Annotated in this window: 2 protein-coding genes; both read right to left on the minus strand. The window is 64.2% G+C overall.

The window, feature by feature from the left end; genetic code table 11:
* Positions 1 to 120: 120 nt before the first annotated feature.
* Positions 121 to 12,000: an amino acid adenylation domain-containing protein gene (locus tag ACA041_RS21935; RefSeq protein ID WP_497437541.1), complete on the minus strand. Its 11,880-nt coding sequence runs from the start codon at positions 11,998 to 12,000 to the stop codon at positions 121 to 123.
* A complete protein-coding gene (locus tag ACA041_RS21940) occupies positions 12,000 to 22,970 on the minus strand; it encodes an amino acid adenylation domain-containing protein (protein ID WP_497437544.1) in 10,971 nt (3,656 codons plus the stop codon). Before ACA041_RS21940 ends, ACA041_RS21935 begins: the two co-directional genes overlap by 1 nt.
* Positions 22,971 to 23,086: the final 116 nt, after the last annotated feature.

Below are 23,086 nucleotides of genomic sequence, written 5' to 3' on the forward strand. Positions count from 1 at the left end.
TGGCTTGTCGAATCGTCGCACCGCAGCGAAGGGCTCGAGAACGCCGCGTTTAATCAGGGAACACGCGTTATCGTTAACGACCTTCGCTGGCAAGCCAGCTCCTACAGGGGGGCTTTGTTTTTATGCAGTGACCATGCGGCGCTCCAGGAGGTCTTCCAGTTCGTCGAGCAACTCATCACCGCGCAGCAGTTCGTAGTGTCCGCCAGCCAGCAATCGATCGATGCCATGACCGCCCACCTGGGCCTCGAACACCCGGCGTTCGTCGTCGCGCTCGGCCACCCACCAGCGATGGGTGCAAACCTGTACCTTCGGCAATTGCCGCTGGGCCAGGGCCAGTCGTTTGAGTGACGAACCGGTGGCGAAGATCTGCGTGAGCTCCCCCGTCCCCAACGCCGCGTGGTCATTGGAGCCGTGCATGGCCGCTTCGATCACTGCGCCGGCGCCTTCGCGCTCGTTCAGGCCTGCGGCTTTCGAGGTAATCAACGCCTGTGCTTCTTCAGACGGCTGACCGAGGACAAACTTCAGGAAGTCGGCCAAATCTTCGCGCCAGTCCCCCGCCTGCGCCGTGCCCGCCACATAACTGTCGACCAGCCCGGCAAACGCCACCGTCTGCCCCTGGGATTCCAGTTCATGGGCAACCAGTTGCGTCAACGCGCCACCCAGCGACCAGCCGAGCAAGTAGTACGGGCCTTCAGGCTGTTGCGTGCGAATTCGCTGCGAGTAGGCCTGGGCCATGGCCAGCAGCGACTCGTCCTGCCACTGCGGATCGAGCAACATCCGGCATTGCAGGCCATACACCGTGCGCCGTCCTTCCAGGCGCCGCGCCAGCGGCTCATAGTCGAACACCGTGCCGAAACCGGCGTGCAGGCAGAACAGCGCCAGCACGTTGGGGATTCGCGCATTCAGCGCCAGCAAGGGGTCCGGCGCCGCGGCAACCGGCTCGGCGGCTTGATAGCCGCTGAGTTCGGCGATGCAGGGTTTCTGCATCAGGTCGCGCAGTTTCAATTCGAAGCCCAGTTGCGGCTGACTGCGCACCCGGGAGATGACTTTAAGCACCTGCAGCGAGTCGCCACCGAGTTCGAAGAAGTTGTCGTCGATGCCCACCTGCGGCACGCCGAGCACTTCTTGCCAGATCGCGGTCAGCGCCGTTTCCAGTGCGTTGCGCGGTGCGCGATAACCGCCGAGCGCCCATTCAGGCACAGGCAGTGCGCGACGATCGAGCTTACCGTTGGCCGACAGCGGGAAGCGTTCCAGCACCATGATTCGCGCCGGCACCATGTAGTCCGGCAGTTGCGCTTGCAGTTCAGACTTCAGGCGACGATCCAGCCCGACAGCACCGCCAGCCACCACATAGCCAACCAACTGCTTGCCGGTCGGCGTGTCGTGCACCACCACGGCGGCATCCTGGACCCCGGCGCAGTCGCGCAGGCGGGCTTCGATTTCGCCGAGCTCGATGCGGAACCCACGGATCTTCACTTGCTGGTCGAGACGCCCCAGGTAGTCGATCAACCCGCAGTCGCGCTGACGCACCAGGTCGCCGGTGCGGTACATGCGACCACCGGCCTCGAACGGATCGGGGATGAAGCGTTCGGCACTCATGCCCGGACGCTGGTGGTAACCCCGGGCCAGACATTCGCCGCCCAGGTACAGCTCGCCGCTGACACCCACCGGCAATGGATTGAGGTCGGCGTCGAGCACGTACAAGCCACGCCCGGCGACGCCACGCCCGATCGGCGCATAGGCCGCGTCGCAGGTTTCGCTGACCTCGGCACGCCACAACAGCGGCGTGACCACGGTCTCGGTCGGCCCGTAGCCGTTGACCAGACGCTGCGGACGCAAGGCGCGCTTGACCTGTTCGAAGCTGGCTTGCGGTACCGCATCACCGCCGAAGCAATACACCTCGACCGCCGGCGGATTGCCCAGGCGCTCGGCCACTTCGGCCATCTGTTGCAGATAGGCCGGCGGGAAGCAGGCCACGGTGACGTTGTGCCGATGCAGCACTTCCAGGGTATGTTCCGGGGTCCACAGACTGTCGTCGCGGATCACCAGGCTGCCGCCGGCCAACATCACACTCAGCCAACGCTCCTGGGCACCGTCGAAGGCGAACGACATGAAGTGCAACTCGCGGCTGCGCGGTGCCAGTTCGTAGAGCTCGATGATGCCACGGCAATGCCGGGCAATCGGCCCGCGCGCCACGGCCACGCCTTTCGGTTGACCGGTGGAGCCGGAGGTGTAGATCAGGTACACCAGGTGTCCCGGCAATGGTTGGGAAACCGGACACGCAACGTTGTCGGCAACGCTCAATAGATCCAGCAGCAGGCGTGGCGGGCTGTCGGCCATGGTCAGTCGATCACCCAGATTGCTGTCGCACAGCAACAGGCTCGCCGCTGAATCGCTCAACATGTAGGCCAGTCGCTCGGCCGGGTACGCCAGGTCCAGTGGCAGGTAAGCCGCACCCGCCTTGAGCACCGCAAGGAACGCCACGATGGTGCGCTCGGAGCGAGGCAACGCCACAGCCACCAGGCTTTCGGCACCGATACCGCGACCGATCAATTGCTGCGCCAGTCCATTGGCCTGCGCCTCAAGCTGGGCATAACTGACTTGCCGATCTTCACAGATCAAGGCAATTTTCTGCGGCTGCGCTTTTACGTGTTGATTGAATGCGTGCAGAAAATCGGCGTTGTCGTCGGACACCTGCGGCAGACTCAAACGCGCTTGCGGCAGACCAATATTGCCGAGCAGGCACGCGGCATCCTCCGGCAACGCTCGCAGCAACCCTTCAAGCTGCGCACGAATCCGCTCAACTTCCCGTTCGCTGAAGCGATCACGCAGGAACAGGTACTCGACTTCCAGGCCTTCCTCGTTGGCGCTGACCATCAAGTCCATCGGGAAGTTGGTGACACCGCCGCTGCCGACTTCGGCAAAGCGCAGCTCCCCTTCCTCGCCCCCTTTCAAGGCACGGTCCACCGGATGGTTTTCGAACACGATGATGCTGTCGAACAAGCCCTGGCCACCCTGCCCCGCCCAGCGCTGGATGTCCGACAACGGCGTGTGCTCGTAGTCGCGCACCATCAGGTTGTAATCCTGCAAGTCTCGCAACCACTCGCCCAACGGCTGCTGCGGATCGAGGGTCTGGATCACCGGCAAGGTGTTGATGAACAGGCCAAGCATGTCCTGCGCACCGGCCAGCCCGGTCGGGCGCCCCGCCACCGTGGCGCCGAACGCGACGCTGCGTTGGCCGCTGTGACGTTGCAGCAGAAGCAACCACGCGCCTTGCACCAGGGTGTTGAGGGTCACGCGTTGACGCTTGGCGAAGGCGTGCAGTTTGCGCGTCGCCTCGGCGTCGAGGTTGCTGTACATCACGCCGTGACCGGAGCCTGTGGCACCCGAAGCCTTGGCCAGGATGGTCGGCTCTTCAAGCAACGCCAGGCGCTCGCGCCAGAAGCCTTCGGCCTGTGCACCGTCCTGTCGTTGCAGCCAGGCAATGTAGTCGGCGTAGCGCCCGGTCAGGGTCGGCAGGCTGTCGTTGTGGTACAGGCGCAGCATGTCGCCCAACAGTCGCGAAGCGCTCCAGCCGTCGAGCAACAGGTGATGGTAGATCCAGATCATCTGGTAACGGTCTTCCCCCAGGCGCACCAGGATGAAACGCATCAACGGCGGGCAGCTCAGGTCGAAGCCCTTGGCCTGTTCCGCTGCCGCCAATTTGCTCAGCGCCTGCTCGGTGTCGGTGCGCTCGCGCCAGTCGAGTTCTTCGATCGGCAACTCGACCTCGGCGAACACCGCTTGCAGCGGATCCGCCAGGCCATCGCGCCAGCGGAACGCCGCGCGCAGTACTTCGTGACGCTCGACCAGCGTTTGCCAAGCGGCGCGGAAACGCGGCACCTGCAAACCGTCCACCGCCACGCTCAACTGGTTGACGTAGGGGTTCAGCTCCGGTGAATCGAGGCAATGGAAAAGCATGCCTTGCTGCATCGGCGACAACGGATAGAGGTCTTGCAGACCCTCGCGGGTGGCGATATCAATGTGCGGCACCAGCGAGAAAGCGTCGACTTTCGGCGCTTCAACCAACGCGGCTTCACGGCTGCTGGCCACGGCGGCCAGCGCTCGAATGGTCTGCTGCTCGAACAGTTGCTTGGGACTGAACACCAGCCCGCGCTGCCCGGCGCGACTCACTGCCTGCAGGGAGATGATCGAGTCCCCGCCGAGCTCGAAGAAATTCTCGGTGACACCCAGCGAATCCAGGCCCAGCAGTTCCTGCCAGATCTCCACCAGCAAGGCTTCGGCCGGCGATGCGGCGGCCACTTGGTCGTGGGTTTCACGGGAAGCTTCGGGGGCCGGTAAACCCTGACGGTCGAGCTTGCCGTTAGGCGTCAGCGGCAACGCGGCCAGGCACATCAAATGCGCCGGCAGCATGTGCGCCGGCAGACGGCTGCGCAGGTGCGACGTCAGCGCTTCACGCAACGCCTGCTCATCGGCGAGCGGATCGCGCGGCACCACGTAACCGACCAACTGCCGGCTGACCGGGCCTTCGCGATCGATCACAAAGGCTTCACGCACGCCTTGGTGTTCCAGCAGGCAGGCTTCGATTTCGCCGAGCTCGATACGGAACCCGCGAATCTTCACTTGCTGGTCGATACGGCCGAGGTATTCGACGACGCCATCGGCACGGAACCGCGCGAGGTCGCCACTGCGATACAAGCGACCACCCGGCACGAACGGATCCGGCACGAAACGCTCGGCGGTCAGGTCCGGACGTTGGTGGTAACCCCGCGCGACACCTTCGCCGCCCAGGTACAACTCGCCCGCCACGCCGACCGGCAACGGCTGCAAGCCGCCGTCCAGAATGTAGGCGCTGCGGTTGCCCACCGGTCGACCGATCGGCATGAACGCCGAGTCGAACTCGGTATCCGGATACGCCAGCCAGATCAGCGGCGTGATCACCGTTTCGGTCGGGCCATAGCCGTTGATCAGGCGCTTGGGTTGCAGCACCTGCTGCACTTCATCGAACGCGTGCTTGGCCATGCCTTCACCGCACGGGGTGTAGGAACGGATCGGCAGATCACGCCCCGCCTCGCCCATGAAATCGGCAATCTGCGACAGGTAGGTCGGGGTGAAGCAGGCGATGGTGATGCCGTGTTTTTCGATCTCGGCGCAGGTGCGCTCCACGCTCCACAATTCATCGTCGCGGGGCATCACCGCCGAACCGAACACCAGCGGCGTCAACCAGCGCTCGTGGGCACCGTCGAAGCTGATCGAGGCGAATTGCAGCTCGCGATCGTCCGGGGTCATGCCGTACAACTCGCCGATCGACAGGCAATGCATGGCCAGCGGACCGTGGGCCACGCTCACGCCTTTGGGCCGGCCGGTGGAGCCCGAGGTATAGATTAGATAGGCCAGGTTCTCGCCGCAGGTCAGGTTGACCGGGTTGGCGTCCGCCATGAGTTCCAGCGGCTCGCGGTCGATTTCCAGCACCGGCAGCCCTTCGGGCAACGGCAGTTTTTCCCGTAGCCACGATTGGCTGATCATCAGCGAAATGCCGCTGTCTTCCATCAGGTAGCGCAGGCGCTCCGTCGGGTAAGCCGGGTCCAGCGGCACGTAAGCGCCACCCGCCTTGAGGATCGCCAGCAGGCCGACGATCATCTCTGGCGAGCGCTGCATCGCCAGGCCAACCCGCACCTCCGGGCCGATGCCCAGTGCGCGCAGGCGGTGGGCCAACTGGTTGGCGCGACGGTTGAGCTGGTCGAAGCTCAATTGCAGATCGTTGAAGATCAACGCCGTGGCGTCCGGTCGGATAACGGCCTGGGCCTCGATCAACTGATGCACGCACAGCGGGTTTTGCGCCGCGGTAAACGCCGGGTTCCACTCCACCAACTGCTGCACACGTTCCGGCGCGGTCAGCAGGTCCAGTTCACTCAAGGCTGCCTGTGGCGCGGCGACCATCGCCGCCAGCAGCGCGGCCAGATGCTCGCTCATGCGGGCAATGGCGTCACTGCTGAAGTGCGCGCACTGGTAGCTCCAGTTCAGGCTGAGCTGGCTTTCGGCAGTGGCCGCCAGGGTCAGCGGGAAGTTGGTGCGTTCATGGTTCTGCGGGATCGAGAAGCTCAGACCGGCCGGCGCGCCCTGTTGCAGCGCTTCGGCCACCGGGAAGTTTTCGAACACCAGCAGGCTGTCGAACAGCGGCTCGCCGGCACGTCCGGCCCAACGCTGGATGTCACCGAGGGCGGTGAATTCATGCTCACGCAATTCGAGGTTCTGCGCCTGCAAACGGCTCAGCCACTGGCCGACGCTTTCAACGGCATCCGGGCTGCTGATCACCGGCAAGGTATTGATGAACAGGCCGAGCTGGCTTTCAGCCCCCGGCAAGTCCACCGGACGCCCCGCCACGGTCGCGCCGAACGCGACGCTGCGCTGACCGCTGTAGCGTTGCAGCAACAGGGCCCAGGCGCCTTGCACCAAGGTGTTGAGAGTGACCTTCTGCTGCCGGGCAAAGTCGCTGAAGGCTTTGCTGGTGGTGACATCAAAGGTCTGGCAATAGTCGGCAAACTCGGCGGCGGACAGGTTTTTACTGGCGCCATGGGCCAGGCTCTGGGCCAGCAGGGTCGGGTTGTCCAGGGTTGCCAGTTGCTCGCGCCAGAACAGCTCGTCGGGCTGGGCATCCTGACGTTGCAGCCAGCCGATGTAGTCGGCGAAACGTCCGGTGGTTGCCTGTACTTCTTGCCCGGCATAACGCTGCAGGACTTCGCTCAACAGCAACGAGTTGCTCCAGCCATCGAGCAACAGGTGATGGTGGGTGTAGATCAGTTGCTGACGCTCGTCGTCCAGGCGCACAAGGGTCAGGCGCATCAGCGGCGCCCGGGTCGAATCGAGTTGCAGGCGTTCACTGTCGATCAGTTCAAGCAGTGCTTGGGCCTGATCACTGCGGTTGCGCCAGTCGTGGCAGGTCAGCGGCAGGTGCAGATGACGATGGACCAATTGCACCGGCGCTTCGAATCCGTCCGGGAAGTGGAAGCTGCTGCGCAGGATCGGATGGGTGTCGAGCACCGCTTGCCAGGCGCGCCCCAGCCGTTCGGCATCGAGCCCGCAGGCTTCGACGCTGAGTTGGTTCACGTACGCGCCGGACTCCGACTCGTACAGGCTGTGGAACAGCAAACCGGCCTGCATCGGCGACAGCGGGTACAGGTCCTCGATCTGCGCCGGCGGCACAGGCAGGCCATCGAGTTGCGCTTGGGTCAGACGCGCCAACGGGAAGTCCGCCGGGGTCACGCCGCCCGCGCCATCGCTCAGGCAGTGGGTGATCAGCGCCAGCAACTCGCTTTGATAATCTGCGGCCAGCGCTTCGATTTCACGTTGGTCAAAGCATTCGCGGCTGAAGGTCCAGTCCAGTTTCAGTTCACCGCCATAGACCTGCCCATCCACCGACAGCCAGTTCGGCAACGGTGCGTCTGCCGACTGTGCAGCACCGCTGGATTCGCGCGCCGGAGTGAACAGCGCGTCCTCGGCAAAGCTCTGGTCGAACTGCCCGAGGTAGTTGAAGGTGACCCGCGCTTGCGGCAACGCGGCCAACGCCGCCCGGGTCGTGGCATCGCCCATGTAACGCAACAGGCCGTAGCCCATGCCTTTGCCGGGGATCTCGCGCAGTTGCTGCTTGATCGCCTTGATCGAACCCGAAAGATCGACGGTCGGCGTCAGGCGCACCGGGAACAGGCTGGAGAACCAGCCGACGGTGCGGGTCAGGTCGATGTCGTCGAACAGCTCTTCGCGGCCATGGCCTTCAAGTTGGATCAAGGCTGATTCGTTGCCGGTCCAGCGGCTCAGGGTTCGAGCCAGTGCGGTCAGCAACAGGTCGTTAACCTGGGTGCGGTAGATCGCCGGCGCCTGTTGCAGCAACTGGCGGGTTTGCTCGCGGTCCAGGCCGATGCTGACGCCTTGGCGCAGATGCCCGGCCTGACTGGCTTGGGCATTGGCGGCTGGCAGCGAATCATTGGCGAGGCTCAGCTGCGCCTGCCACCAGGCCAATTCGCTGGCAGCGGCTTCGGAGCGTGCGTACGCCTCGAGCTTGTCGGCCCAGGTCTGGAACGAGCTGGTCTTCGGCGGCAGGTCCTGCCCTTGGTAGGCCGCCTGCAAATCTTCCAGCAACACCCGCCAGGACACACCGTCCACCGCCAAGTGGTGGATGACCAACAGCAAGCGCTGGGAGCCATCGGCCTGGGCGATCAAGGCCACGCGCAACATCGGCCCGTCTTGCAGGCTGAGGCTGCGCTGGGCTTCGTCGCACACCGATTCCAGCGACGCATCGCTGGCCACGCTGGCGGTCCAGAGCATGTCGATCACATCGGCGCTGTCGGCTCCGACATAGCGTGCCGACCACTCTGTGGGAGCGAGCCTGCTCGCGATGAGGCCAGCACCGGCACCATTGATGTTGTCTGCCCCACCGCCATCGCGAGCAGGCTCGCTCCCACAGGGATTCTGCAGGGATTGCGGTGTCGTGGCGACCTGGCTGAAGCGCAAACGCAGGGCGTCGTGTTGCTTGAGCAGGCGTTGCAGCGCCGCTTGCAGGCGTGGCAGTTCCAACGTTTCGCGCGGCACCAGCAGCACCGCCTGGTTCCAGTGCGCGCGCTGCGGGATTGGCTCGTCGAAGAACCAGCGCTGGATCGGCGTGAGTGTTTGCACCCCCTCCACCGGCCCTTGTTGTGCCAGCGGTGCCGCTTGTTCTTTGACCACGGCGGCCAGCGCCTGCAGGGTTTGCTGCTGGAACAGATCCCGCGGTTGCAGGCTCAGGCCTGCGCGGCGGGCACGGCTGACCACCTGGATCGAAATGATCGAGTCGCCGCCCAATTCGAAGAAATTGTCCTGACGTCCGACCTGCTCCACACCCAATACATCCTGCCAGATCTGCGCCAGCATCTGCTCGTGTTCACTGCGTGGCGCTTCGAAGGCGCGCTGGCCGACCTGGGCGGTCGGCACCGGCAAGCGTTTGCGGTCGAGTTTGCCGTTGGGGCTCAGGGGCATTTGCTCGATCAGTACGGTCTGGGCCGGCACCATGTAATCCGGCAGGCTCGCCAGCAGATGGCTTTTCAGGGTTTCGCGCCAGGCGCCTTGCTGCTCGGCCGTGGCCTCGAGCAATGCCTGATCCTGCGGCACCAGGTAAGCCACCAGTTGCTTGCCGCTCGGGCCATCGAGGGCCAGCACCACTGCTTCCTGCACGTCGGCATGTTCTTGCAGGCGCGCTTCGATTTCACCCAGTTCGATGCGCAGACCGCGAATCTTCACTTGATGGTCGATCCGCCCGCAGTAGTCGATGGCGCCATCGGCGCGATAACGCGCCAGGTCACCGGTGCGGTACAGACGCTCGCCGCTGCCGAACGGGTCGACCACAAAGCGCTCGGCAGTCAGCGCCCCACGCCGGTGATAACCGCGCGCCAGGCCAATGCCGCCGAGGTACAACTCGCCCACCGCGCCCAGCGGCAAGGGTTGCAGTTCGCTGTCGAGGATGCAGGTGCGCAGGTTGGCGATCGGCCGGCCGATCGGCACGCTGTCGCGGCCCTCTTCCACGCAGGTCCAGTGGGTCACGTCGATGGCCGCTTCGGTCGGGCCATAGAGGTTGTAGAGATTGGCTTGGGGCAGGCTGCGCAGAGTCTGGCGTTGCAACTCCATCGGCAGTGCTTCGCCACTGCAAATGATCCGCTGCAGCGAGGTGCAGGCCAGCGACTCATCGGCACCGATAAACGCCGAGAGCATCGACGGCACGAAATGCAGCGTGGTGATCGCCTGCTCGACGATCAATGCCGCCAAACGTTGAGGATCGCGATGTTCGCCCGGTGCAGCGATCACAAGGGTGGCGCCCTTCATCAGCGGCCAGAAAAACTCCCACACCGACACGTCGAAACTGAACGGCGTCTTTTGCAGCACGCGGTCCGCAGGCAGCAACTTATAAGCTTGCTGCATCCATTCCAGACGGTTGTGCAGCGCCACGTGGCGGTTACCGGCGCCCTTGGGTTTGCCGGTGGAACCGGAGGTGTAGATGACGTAGGCAAGGTTTTCTGCAACAGCCAGGTTGGGTAGATCGGTGCCCGGCAGATCGCTCAGCCAATCGGCCTCGGCATGCAGACATAGGGTGCGCACGTTGTCCGGCGTCGGCAGTTGCGCCAGCAAATGTTCCTGGGTCAGCAACAGCGCAATGCCGCTGTCTTCGATCATGTAGCTCAGGCGATCGAGGGGGTATTCCGGGTCCAGCGGCACATAGGCGCCACCGGCCTTGAGGATTGCCAGCAGGCCGACGACCATGTCGAACGAGCGGTCGCAGGCAATCCCCACCAGCACTTCCGGGCCGACGCCCTGGGCGCGCAAGTGATGGGCCAAGCGGTTGGCGCGCAGGTTCAGCTCGGCGTAACTCAAGGACTGGCCCTGGAACACCAGGGCGGTCGCGTCACCGTCTTCGATCACGCGCGCTTCGAAATGGCGCTGCACGCAGACTTCGCCCGGGTAAACCTGAGCGGTGGCGTTGAGGTCATCCAGAATGCGCAGGCGCTCGTCGGCATCCAGCAGCGGCAACTCGGCGAGCGGGCATTGCGGGTTCGCCAGTACACCGGCCAGCAGGTTGCGCCAATGGCGCGCCAGGTGTTCGATGCGCTCGGCGTCGAACAGGTCGGTGGCGTATGTCAGGCTGGCGAACAGCTTGTCGCCCTCCTCCTGCGTGTCCAGTTGCAGGTCGAATTGGGTGGTGTGGGCCGTGGCGTTCAGCGCCTCGACCCGCAGCTCGGCGAGCAAGCCACTGACTGCCGCCGGCTTGGCTTGCTGGTGGTTGAACATCACCTGGAACAACGGGCTGTGGCTCAGGCTGCGTTCACCTTGCAGTGCCTGCACCAGGCGCTCGAACGGCAAGTCCTGATAGTCCTGGGCATCCAGCGACGCCGCGCGGGTCTGGTCAAGCAATTGGCTGAACGGCAGACGCCCATCAAGCTCGGCACGCATCACCTGGGTGTTGACGAAGAAGCCGATCAGGCCCCGGGTTTCCGCGCGATTGCGGTTAGCAATCGGCACGCCGACGCGCAGGTCGGACTGGCCGCTGTAGCGATAGAGCAAGGCCTGGAAGCTTGCCAGCAACAGCATGAACGGGGTGACACCGCGCTGCCTGGCCAAGGTCATGAGGCCGCTGGCCAGATTCGTGTCGAGAGCGAAATCCAGACGCTCTCCACGCTGGCTCGGTTGCGCCGGGCGCGGGCGATCCGTCGGCAGTTCCAACAGCGGTTGTTCGCTGCCCAGGGTTTCACGCCACCAGTTGAGCTGACGTTCCAGCTCGCCCGCTTCCATCCAGCGGCGTTGCCACAGCGCGTAGTCGCAATACTGAATCGGCAATGCTTCCAGCGCAGCATTCTGGCCTTGGCAATGCGCGGCGTAGAGCCGGGAAAACTCTTCAACCAGCACGCCCATCGACCAGCCGTCGGTGACGATGTGGTGCAGGGTCAGCAGCAGCACGTGGTCTTCGGTGTCGAGTTGCAGCAAGGTGACCCGCAACAATGGACCGTGCTGAAGATCGAACGGCCGGGCAATTTCCTGTTCGACGCTGTTCATTGCCTGATCGAGGCGTTGAGCCTGAGGTTCGCTGCGCAGGTCGATCTGCTCGATGGGCAGCGAGGTGAACCCGGCCAGTGTCTGCACCACTTTCCCGTCATCTTCGACGAAACGGCTGCGCAGGCTCTGATGCCGCTCCAGCAGCACATCGAAGCTCTGCTGCAATGCCGCGACATTCAACGGCCCGTGCAACCGCAGGGCGGCCGGAATGTTGTAGCCAGCGCTCTGTGGATCGAGCTGCCAGAGGAACCATTGGCGCTGCTGCGCATAAGACAGTTCGAACGTGGCTTGCGGCTCGACAGCGGGCGGAATCGGCAGCTGGCCGAAGCTCACGCCCTGCTCTTGCATGCGTTGCAGAAACTCGCGGCGCTTGTCGGCGGGCAGGCCGGCGAAGCGGGTGGCGATACGCTGGGCAGTGGTGTGTTCCATCAGTTGATCTCCATCTCGTCCAGAAGCGACTCAAGCGCATCAAGACGTGCATCGTTGTCAGCCGGGGCGTGTTGCCCGGCCATGGCGGCATAAGCCTGCAGGTCGGTGGATTCGAACAGCGCGCGCAGCGGCAGCTCGATGCCCAGTTCCAGTTCCACGCGGGCGCTGGCCTGGGCGGCGAGCAGCGAATGCCCGCCCAATTCAAAGAAGTTGTCGCGCCGACCGATCTGCGCCACGCCCAGCACGTCGGCCCAGATCGCGGCCAGTTGCTGTTCGAGGTCGCCCTCGGGGGCTTCGAACGGACGCTGCCATTCCTGGGCATCGGGCACCGGCAGCGCCTTGCGGTCGAGCTTGCCGTTGCCGGTCAGTGGCAAGGCATCCAGCAGCAGCCAATGGCTCGGCACCATGTAATCCGGCAGATCCACCTTGAGCGCGGCACGCAAATTGTCGCGCCAGGCGATCGGGTCAATCGGGTTCTGCTCGGCCACGACGTAGGCGCAAAGCTGCGGCCCACCATCGCCCGAATGCACGCTCAATACCGCTTGGCGCACGCCCGGTTGGGCCAGCAGCGCGGCTTCGATTTCGCCCAACTCGATGCGGAAACCGCGGATCTTCACTTGCTGGTCGATCCGCCCGAGGTAATCGATGCTGCCGTCGGCGCGCTGGCGCGCCAGGTCGCCACTGCGATACAGGCGTTGCGCGGCATCGAACGGGCTCGGCACGAAGCGCTCGGCGGTGAGGCCGAAACGCCCGAGATAACCCCGGGCCAGGCCGGCGCCGGCGATGTAAAGCTCCCCTGCCACACCCACCGGCACCGGCTGCAACTGGCTGTCGAGCAAGTACCAGCGCAGGTCGCGGATCGGCAGGCCGATCGGGCTCTGGGCCTTGCCGTCGAGATCCGCCAGGCGAATGGCGCGGTAGGTCACGTGCACCGTGGTTTCGGTGATGCCGTACATGTTGACGAGGGTCGGTTGCTGGTCGCCGAAGCGCTCGAACCAGGGACGCAGGCTCGCAACTTCCAGGGCTTCACCGCCGAAAATCACCTGGCGCAGCGCCATGCTTCGTGGGCTGGCGCAGGCAATCGGCAACAGCTGGCGGAAGGCGGTCGGGGTCTGGTTCAACACCGTCACGCCCTCATCACAGAGCAGGCGGTGGAACTCCTGCGGCTCGCGGCTGATGTAATACGGCACGATCACCAGGCGCCCGCCGGTGCACAGCGAACCAAACAGCTCCCACACCGAGAAGTCGAAGGCGTAGGAATGGAACAGGGTCCAGACATCGTCCGGGCCGAAGTTGAACTCGCCAGCGGTGGCCGTGAGCAGACGCCCGACGTTGCCATGGCTGAGCAGCGCGCCCTTCGGCCGACCGGTGGAACCGGAGGTGTAGATCACGTAGGCGAGGTTGTCCGGGGTTGCCAGCGCCGGCAGGTTGTCGGCGCTGTAGGCGTGCAGTTGCAACGACTCCAGGCTCAACACCTGCACGCCATCACAGGACGGCAGGCCGTCGATCAGGTGTTGTTGAGTCAGCAGCAGCGTGATGCCGCTGTCTTCGATCATGTAGCTCAGACGCTCAGCGGGGTATTGCGGGTCCAGCGGCACGTAGGCACCACCGGCCTTGAGAATCGCCAGCAAGCTGATCACCAACGGCATCGCCCGCTCGGTGGCGATGCCGACCCGAACCTCGGGGCCGACGCCCTGCTCGCGCAGTTTGCGCGCCAGGCGGTTGGCCTGGGCGTTGAGCGCGGCGTAGGTCAGTTGCTCGCCTTCGTGGACCAGGGCGACTGCGTTCGGCCGCTCGGCAGCCTGGGCTTCGAACAAGTGATGCAAAGTTGGCGAAGGCGGTTGCGCCTGGTACATCGGGTTCCAGTGTTGGATCAACGCATCGCGTTGCGGCGCTTGCAGCAACGGCAGTTCGGCAACCCGCTGCTGTGGATCAATGACCACCGCACGCAACAGGTTCAGCCACTGCTGGGCGAGGCGCTGCATGGACGCCTCGTCGTACAGATCCGTGGCGTAGGTCAGGCTGGCGTCGAGCGCGTCGCCCTGTTCCTGGGTATCGAGCACCAGATCGAATTGCGTGGTGTGCTGCTGCCAGTGCAGACGCTCGACCTGCAGCTCGGCAACGGTCCGCTCGACGCTGGCGCCCAACTGTTGCTGGTGGTTGTAGAGCACCTGGAACAATGGGCTGTGATTGAGGCTGCGGTCAGGCTGCAAGGCGTCGACCAGTTGCTCGAACGGCAGGTCCTGATTGGCCTGCGCTCCCAGTGCAACCTGCTTGACCTGTTGCAGCAGGGCACTGAACGGCAGATGGTCGTCGATCTCGGCACGCAGCACCTGGGTGTTGATGAAGAAGCCGATCAGGCCTTCGGTTTCAATCCGCGAACGCCCGGCGCTCGGCACGCCGACGCTGATGCTCGCCTGCCCGCTCTGGCGATGGAGCAAGGTCTGGAAGCTCGCCAGCAACAGCATGAACAGCGTCACTTGTTGTTCCTGGGCGCGCTGACGCAAACCGGCCAGCAGCTCGCGATCGACGTTCAGCACCAGACTGGCGCCGCGCTCGGTGCGACGGGCCGGACGGGTCAGCTCACTCGGCAACTCAAGTGGCGCCTGACTGCCCGCCAGTTGCTCGCGCCACCAATTGAGTTGGCGTGCGCCCTCCCCGGCTTCGAGCCAGTCACGCTGCCAGCGGGCATAGTCGCTGTAGTTGACCGGCAGGCTGTTCAGGTTCGCGGCATTACCCTCGATTCCGGCCTGATACAGCGTGCTGAATTCATCGACCATGACCTGCATCGACCAGCCATCGGCGGCGATGTGGTGCACGGTCAGCACCAACACGTGTTCGTCGGTGTTCACTTGCAGCAGCAATACACGCCACAGCGGGCCGTTGCGCAGATCGAATGGACGGGCGATTTCTTCGGCCACGGCCGTGTCGACCGACAACTGATCGAGCGTGCGCTGTTCCAGTTGCAGCGCCAGATTGTCGTGCAACACCGGACGCGCCCGCAGGCCATCCTGTTCGAACGTCGTGCGCAGGGTCTGGTGGCGGGCCTGCAATTGAGCGAAGGCTTCGCGCAAGGCTTCGCGGTTGAGCGGGCCCTTGAGGCGCAGTGCGGCCGGAATGTTGTAGGCCGGACTCTGTGGGTCGAGCTGCCAGAGAATCCATTGGCGCTGCTGGGCGTAAGACAGGACCCGCGGCTGGTCGCCTGCTGCAGGTTGCAGGAGCGGTTGGCCACTGACGTTCGCCAGGGCGGCACGTTCGGCGAATTGCTCCAGGTTTGCGGCGGAGAACAGGCTGCTCACCGACAGTTCGAGCTGCAACTGTTGACGTACGCGAGAGATCACTTGCAGCACCAGCAACGAGTGACCGCCCAGTTCGAAGAAGTTGTCGTCGCGGCCGACTTGCTCGACCTGCAACACGTCCTGCCAGATCAGCGCCAGTTGCGTTTCCAGCCCTTCGACCGGGGCCACGAACGCCCGTTGCGCATCGCTTGCTTCGGCGCGCGGCAAGGCTCGGCGATCCAGTTTGCCGTTGTTGTTGAGCGGTAGTTTCGGCAGCAGGACCAGGTGATTCGGCACCATGTATTCCGGCAGCGACTGACGCAGGACGGCTTTGAGGCCTTCCAGATACTCCATCTCGGAAACCACCACGCCGTTGGCCACGATGTACGCCACCAGTTGCTTGCCGTCCTGAGCGATGACCGCCGCTTCGCGCACCTCTTCCCGGGCTTGCAGGCAGGCTTCGATCTCGCCCATCTCGATGCGGAAACCGCGAATCTTCACTTGATGGTCGATACGGCCGACGTATTCCAGATGCCCTTCGGCGTTGTAGCGCGCCAGATCGCCGCTGCGGTACAGCCGCGCACCCGGCTCACGGGCAAACGGGTCCGGCAGGAAACGCTCGGCGGTCAGGGCCGGACGATCGAAGTAGCTTTGGGCGAGGCAGGCCGGGGCGCCGATGCACAGTTCGCCGACGCCACCGGACGGCAGCAATTGACCCGCCGCGTCCAGCACATACAGCGCACGACCGGCGATGGCGCGACCAATCGGAATGCCGAACGCATCGCTCGCGTCTTCGAGACGGCATTCATGCACGCTGGACACCACGGTCGCCTCGGTCGGGCCGTAGGTGTTGAGCAATCGCACATGACTCAAACCGGCCTGATGCCACAAGCGCAGACCTTCGACCGACATCGCTTCGCCGCCGACGTGGACCTGGCGCAAATCGCCCAGGCTGCTCACCACACCGCTGGCACATTCGCGCGCCAGCAAGTACCAGTACGCCGCCGGCAAATCGGCAACGGTCACGCCGTGCCGGACGATTTCGGCAGCCAGTCGGCCGGCGTCCCACACGTCATCGCCCCGCATGATCAACGCCGCGCCGACGCACAACGCCGGGAAGCACTGCTCGACGAAGCCATCGAAACTGAAGGTCGCGAACTGCAACACGCGTTCCGAGGCCGACAGCAACGAATAGTCGGCGGCGCTCTGGCAGAACTCGCGCAGTGCGGCATGGGCGATGGCCACGCCCTTGGGTTGGCCGGTGGAACCGGAGGTGTAGATGATGTAGGCCAGGTTTTCGGCGACTGCGTGATGGTGTGGATCGCTGTCCGGGTAACCGGCGTTGTCTTCGAGGCTGAGGTGCAGCACGCCTGGCACCTCTTCCAGCAGGCCGGATTCGCACAGCAGCAGGTCGAGACGGCTGTCGTCGATCATGTAGGCCAGGCGTTCAGCCGGGTATTTCGGGTCCAGCGGTACATACGCCGCGCCGCTTTTGAGCACGGCCAGCAGGCTGACGATCAATTGCGAACCGCGATGCAAGGCCAGGCCGACGCGCTTGCCGGGGCCGGCACCGTTCTCGATCAGACGATGGGCCAGGCGGTTGGCCTGGATGTTCAGCTGGCCGTAGCTCAGGGATTGACCCTCGATCTGCAATGCCAATGCCTGTGGAGTCGCCGCGGCCTGGGCGGCGATTCGTTCGTGCGCCAACAGGGTTGTGGATAACTCGAACGCAGGCGGCTGGCTGATTGCGAGCAGCGCAGTTTTTGCCGCCTCGTCAAGCAATTCCAGCTCGCCCAATGCCGCGTTCGGCTGCGCAACCATCTGCACCAGCAGGTGCTGCAGATTGGCCGACAGTCCGGCGACTTGCGCGGCACTGAATCGGGCCGCGTCGTAGCTGAAGTCCAGGCTCAAGCTTTCGCCCAGTTCGATACCCAGGGTCAGCGGATAGTGGGTGCGTTCGTGGTTGTGCAGGTTGCCGAACGACAATCCGGCCGGTGCGCCTTGCTTCAGCGCTTCGGCCACCGGGAAGTTTTCGAACACCAGCAATGTGTCGAACAGCGCCGAACCCTGCTGCCCCGCCCAACCCTGAATGTCGTAGAGCGGCACATGCTCGAACTCGCGCATGGCCAGGTTCAGCCCTTGCAACTCGCCCAGCCACTGGCTGACGGTTTGATCCGGCTTCATCGCGCACACCAGCGGCAGCGTGTTGATGAACAGCCCCAGTTGTTCCTCGATCCCCGGCAGCGGTGCCGAGCGACCGGCGACGGTGGCACCGAACACCACGCAATCCTGGCCGGTGTAGCGCTGCAGCAACAGGCTCCAGGCGGCTTGCAGCAAGGTGTTGAGGGTGACTTTCTGCTGACGGGCGAACTCGGCCAGGCCTTTGGTCGTGCGGCTATCGAGGGCGACGCGATGCTCCTCGCTGCCTTCGCCGCCGACGGGCGCACGCAAGGCTTCAGCCAACAATGCAGGTGCTTCGAGCGGCGACAGTGCGGCGGTCCAGAATTGCTCGCCAGCGGCGGCCGATTGCTGCTGCAACCAGCCCAGGTAATCACGGTATTGCCCCGACGGCGACGGCAGCGATTGGCCAGCGGCGTAGTGCTGGATGACTTCGGCGAGCAATTGCGCGTTGCTCCAGCCGTCCATCAGGATGTGGTGGCTGGTGTAGATCAGGTGCCAGGCTTCAGAGCCGGTGCTTACCAGTTTCAAGCGAAACAGCGGTGCGCTGCCCAGTTCGAAACCCTGGGCGCGTTCGGCGTCGGCCAATGCGTCGGCATCGGTCGCTTCCAGCACTTCGAGCGGCAACGTCACCTGACGGAGAATCGCCTGATGCGCGGTGTCGAGGCCCTGCCAGTGGAAACTGCTGCGCAGAATGTCGTGACGTTCCAGGGCGGTTTGCCAGGCCTCGGCGAAACGCTTCGGGTCAAGCCCCTGAATGTCCAGACGCAACTGGCTGATGTAGGCGCCGACTTCGGGTTCATACAGGGTGTGGAACAACATGCCCTGCTGCATCGGGGACAGTGGATAAAGGTCTTCCAGCGTCGAGATCGCCACCGGCAACGCATCGAGCTGTCGTTGATCGATACGTGCCAACGGGAAGTCCGACGGCGTGGCCTGGGTCACCTCCAGCGCGCAGCAATGCTCGATCAGCCCGTTCAGTTCTTGCGCGTAGTCGTCCGCCAGGCGCTGGATCGTCGCGGTGTCGAACATCGCGCGGCTGAAGCCCCAGCTCAGCGACAACTCGCCGCCATAGACCTGGCCTTCGACGGTGAGCCAGTTGCCCAGGGGTGCCGACGGGTCCTGGGCCACGCCACTGCCTTGCGTGGAAGGTACGAACATCGCGCCGTCGTCGAACTGACGATCGAACTGCCCCAGGTAATTGAAGGTGATGCGCGGTTGCGGCAGCGCTGCCAGTTCAGCACGAATCGCCGCAGTGCCGAGGTAGCGTAGCGCGCCGTAGCCCAGGCCTTTATCCGGTACGGCGCGCAGTTGCTCCTTGATAGACTTGATCGACGCGCCGAGGTCAGCCGCCGGTATCAGGTTGACCGGGAACAGACTGGTGAACCAGCCTACGGTGCGGGTCAGGTCGATGTCATCAAACAGGTCTTCGCGGCCATGGCCTTCCAGCTGGATCAGCGTGCTGCCCTGCCCGCTCCAGCGGCACACCGACCGCGCCAATGCCGTCAGCAGCAGGTCGTTGACCTGGGTGCGATAGGCCGCCGGGGCTTGCTGCAGCAGTTTGCGGGTTTGTTCGGTGTCGAGCTTGAGTTCGATTTTCTGTTCGAAGCGATTTTCCAGCGCGCCGGCGGGATGCTCGCACGGCAGGTCGGTGGGCGCGCCTTGCAGCTGGGTCTGCCAGTGACCGAGGCTGTTTTCAAAGGCTGGAAGATGAGCCTGCAGACGGGCAACCCAGCGCTGATAGGTGCTGGTTTTTGCTATCGAAGCGTTGCCGCCGTAAAACTGCTGCAGGTCTTCCAGCAGCACACGCCAGGAAACACCGTCCACTGCCAGGTGATGAATGACCAGCAGCAGACGCTCGGTGCCGTCAGCCATCGCCACCCGCAGCGCCCGCAGCAACGGACCGTTGTGCAGGTCGAGACTGCATTGGGCCTCGTCGCACAGAGCGTTGAGTTCCTCCACCGACTGCGCCTGGCCATGCCACAGCACCGATTCAGTGGTCGGCGCGGCGTAAGCCTGCTGCCAGCCGTTTTCGGTCTGTTGGTAACGCAGCCGCATGCTGTCGTGATGGGTCAGTAATTGCTCAAGCGCACGATCCAGCGCTTCGACGTTCAATGCCTCGCGCGGCACCAACAGCAACGACTGGTTCCAGTGCTGACGCTCGGGGATCGCTTGCTCGAAGAACCACTGTTGCACCGGCGCCAACGCCACCGCGCCAACGGCCGGGCCTTGATCTATCAGTTGTTGCTCACCGCTGCGGGCAGCCTGGGCCAGGCTGCGGATGGTCTGGTGCTGGAACAGGTCTTTGGGGCTCAACACAATCCCGGCCTGCCGCGCACGGCTGACCACCTGCATGGAGACGATGGAGTCGCCGCCCAGTTCGAAGAAGTTGTCTTCCAGGCCGACGTTGTCGATGGCCAGCACGTCCTGCCAGATGGCGGCGAGGGATTTTTCCAGCGCGCTGCGCGGGGCGACGTGTTCACGTTGCTGTTGGGTGCCGTCGATGGCCGGCAAGGCCTTGCGGTCGAGCTTGCCGTTGGGCGTCAGCGGCAGGTGGTCGAGGAACAGCAAAAACGCCGGGACCATGTAGTCCGGCAGATGCTGACGCAGCGCCGCTTTCAGGGTTTCCCGCAGGGTCGCTTGAGCGTCGATGTCATCCAGCAATGCCGGATCGCTCGGCACCATGTAGGCGAGCAGTTGCTGACCGTTGACGCCGTCCTGCGCCAGCACCGCCAATTCGCGCACGGCGTCCTGCTGCAACAGCCGCGCTTCGATCTCCCCCAACTCGATGCGAAAGCCACGGACCTTGACCTGATGGTCGATGCGGCCGACGTATTGCAGCGTGCCGTCGACCTGGTAGCGGGTCAGGTCGCCAGAGCGGTACAGGCGCTCGCCATTGCTGGCGAACGGGTTCGGCACGTACTTTTCGGCGGTCAAGCCCGGACGTGCCAGGTAACCGCGAGTGATGCCGGCACCGGCCAGATACAGCTCAGCCGACACGCCCTGGGGCACCGGTTGCAGCTCGGCATCGAGGACATAGCTGGCGGTGTGCTTGAGCGGTCGGCCAATGTTCGCCCGGCCACCGGCTTCGCGGCGGGTCCAGGTCGAATAGGTGGTGTCTTCCGAGGGGCCATACAGGTCGTAGACGTGTTCGACGGTGGGCTGCTGATACAGCGCCTCGACCAGGCTCTGTTTCAGCGGCTCGCCGGCCAGGTTGATGATGCGTACGCTTGGCGGGATCTGCCCGTCGCGCTGCAACGCATTGATCGCCGATGGCACGGTGTTGATCAGGCGTACCTGATCCCGGGCCGGCAGTTGCGGCAACTCCAGGGCATTGCGGGCGATGATCAGCGAACCGCCGTTGGCCAGGGTGACGAACAGCTCCCACACCGACAGGTCGAAGCAGACCGAAGTCGAGGCCAAAACGCCTTGAATGTCTTCGCGGCTGTAGACCGATTTCGACCAGTCGATCAGCGCCAGCACGTTGCGGTGGGCGATGGCCACGCCTTTGGGTTTGCCGGTGGAACCGGAGGTGTAGATCACGTAGGCCAGGTTGTCAGGCGTGACGCGGGTGACCGGTGCGCTGCCCGGGTAATCGGCCCACGCCTTGTCTTCCATCAGCAACACTTGGGTGTCGGCCGTCACGGTCAATGTCGCGGCGACTGCCTGCTCGGTCAGCAGCACCAGGGCGCGGCTGTCTTCCAGCATGTAGGCGACCCGCTCGGCCGGGTAGTCCGGGTCCAGTGGCACATAGGCGCCACCGGCCTTGAGTACGGCGAGCAGCGCTACCAGCAGATGCTCGGAACGCTGCATCGCCACGCCGACCCGGACTTCCGGGCCCACGCCCAACTCGATCAGCTTGTGGGCCAGGCGATTGGCCAGAACGTCGAGTTCGGCGTAAGTCAGTTGCCGGGTGGCGAAGGTGACCGCCAGTGCAGTCGGATTCGCGGCGACTTGCTGGCTGATCAATTCGTGGATGCAGGCGTCTTGCGCGAAGCTTTCATCCGCGCGATTCCAGTCATGCACGATGCGCTGGTATTCGGTCGTCTCCAGCAGCGGCAATTCACTGATGCGCTGCTGCGAATCGCTGACCATGCCTCGCAGCAGGTGCGTCCAGTGCTGCGCCATGCGCGCGATGCTGGCGGCGTCGAACAGGTCGTTGGCGTAGGTCAGCGCGGCGTGCAGCTTGCCGCCCTTTTCGTAGGTGTCGAGGGTCAGGTCGAACTGGGTGGTGCGCCCTTCCCACTCGATCACGCCCAGCGCCAGGCCGGATGCGGTGCTGACGGTCGAGATATCGGCGACCTGCGGCTGGTGGTTGTACATCACCTGGAACAGCGGCGTGTGGCTGAGGCTGCGCTCCAGTTTCAGCGCCTCGACCAGGCGTTCGAACGGCAAGTCCTGATGCGCCTGGGCGCCGAGGGCCGCTTCCTTGATGGCGCGCAGCAACTCGTCGACCCGGGTCTGGCCGTCGAGCTGCGTGCGCAGCACCTGGGTGTTGACGAAGAAGCCGATCAGGCCTTCGATTTCGGCACGGTTACGGTTGGCGATCGGCACGCCGACGCGAATGTCGGTCTGGCCGGTGTAGCGATGCAGCAGCGCATTGAAGGCGCCGAGCAACAGCATGAACAGCGTGATGTTGTGCTTCTGCGCCGTGGTGCGCAGCTGCTCGGCCAGTTGCACGTCGACCGCGAATTCGTAGCGGGTGCCACGGTAGCTCGGCATCGCCGGGCGCGGGTGATCGGTGGGCAACTCGAGCACCGGGTGCTCGGCGCCTAGCTGTGTCTGCCAGTACTCGAGTTGACGCGCCTGCTCCCCCGCCTCCAGCCAGCGGCGCTGCCACAAGGCGTAGTCGCTGTACTGGATCGGCAGCGGCGCGAGTTGCGGTTGCGTGCTCGCTTCAAAGGCGTCGTAGCAACGGATGAACTCGTCGATCAGCACGTTCATCGACCAGCCGTCGGACACGATGTGGTGCAGGGTCAGCAGCAGCACGTGTTCCTGATCGGCGAGCTTGAGCAAGGTGACGCGCAGCAGCGGACCGACCGAAAGATCGAACGCCAGCACCGATTGTTGCTCAGCCGCTCGGGCGACTGCCACTTCACGCTCGGCGGCCGGCAACGGGCTGAAATCCACATGATCAATGACCAGCGACGCACTGGCCGGCATTTGCAGCAGGGTGTCGTCGGCCTGGCGCTGGAACACCGTACGCATGGTTTCGTGACGCTCAACCAGGCTGGCGAAGGCTTGCTCCAGGGCGGGCAAGTTCAACCGCCCGGTCAGGCGCACTGCGCCCGGCAGGTTGTACGCACCGCTTTGCGGGTCCAGCTGCCAGAGAAACCACATGCGCTGCTGGGCGTAGGACAACGCCTGGCGATCCTCGGCCTCGACCCCGGCAGGAATCGGAAACCGGGCGAAATCAACGCCTTCCTTGTGCAAGGCCGCAAGGAACATCTGGCGCTTTTGCAGGGGCAACCCGATAAACCGGCGAGCAAGTTTCAAGGAGTCTTCAGCGTTCATTTCTGGGTATCCGGATCAGTGGCGGGAAGCACAAAGGCACGTCGTCCCTATAAAACGAATGCAGACCGGAAAAATTAGCGATTGAGAACAAGTATCAGGAAGGAGGGTGAAACGAG

This window comes from Pseudomonas sp. LBUM1676, assembly GCF_059695605.1.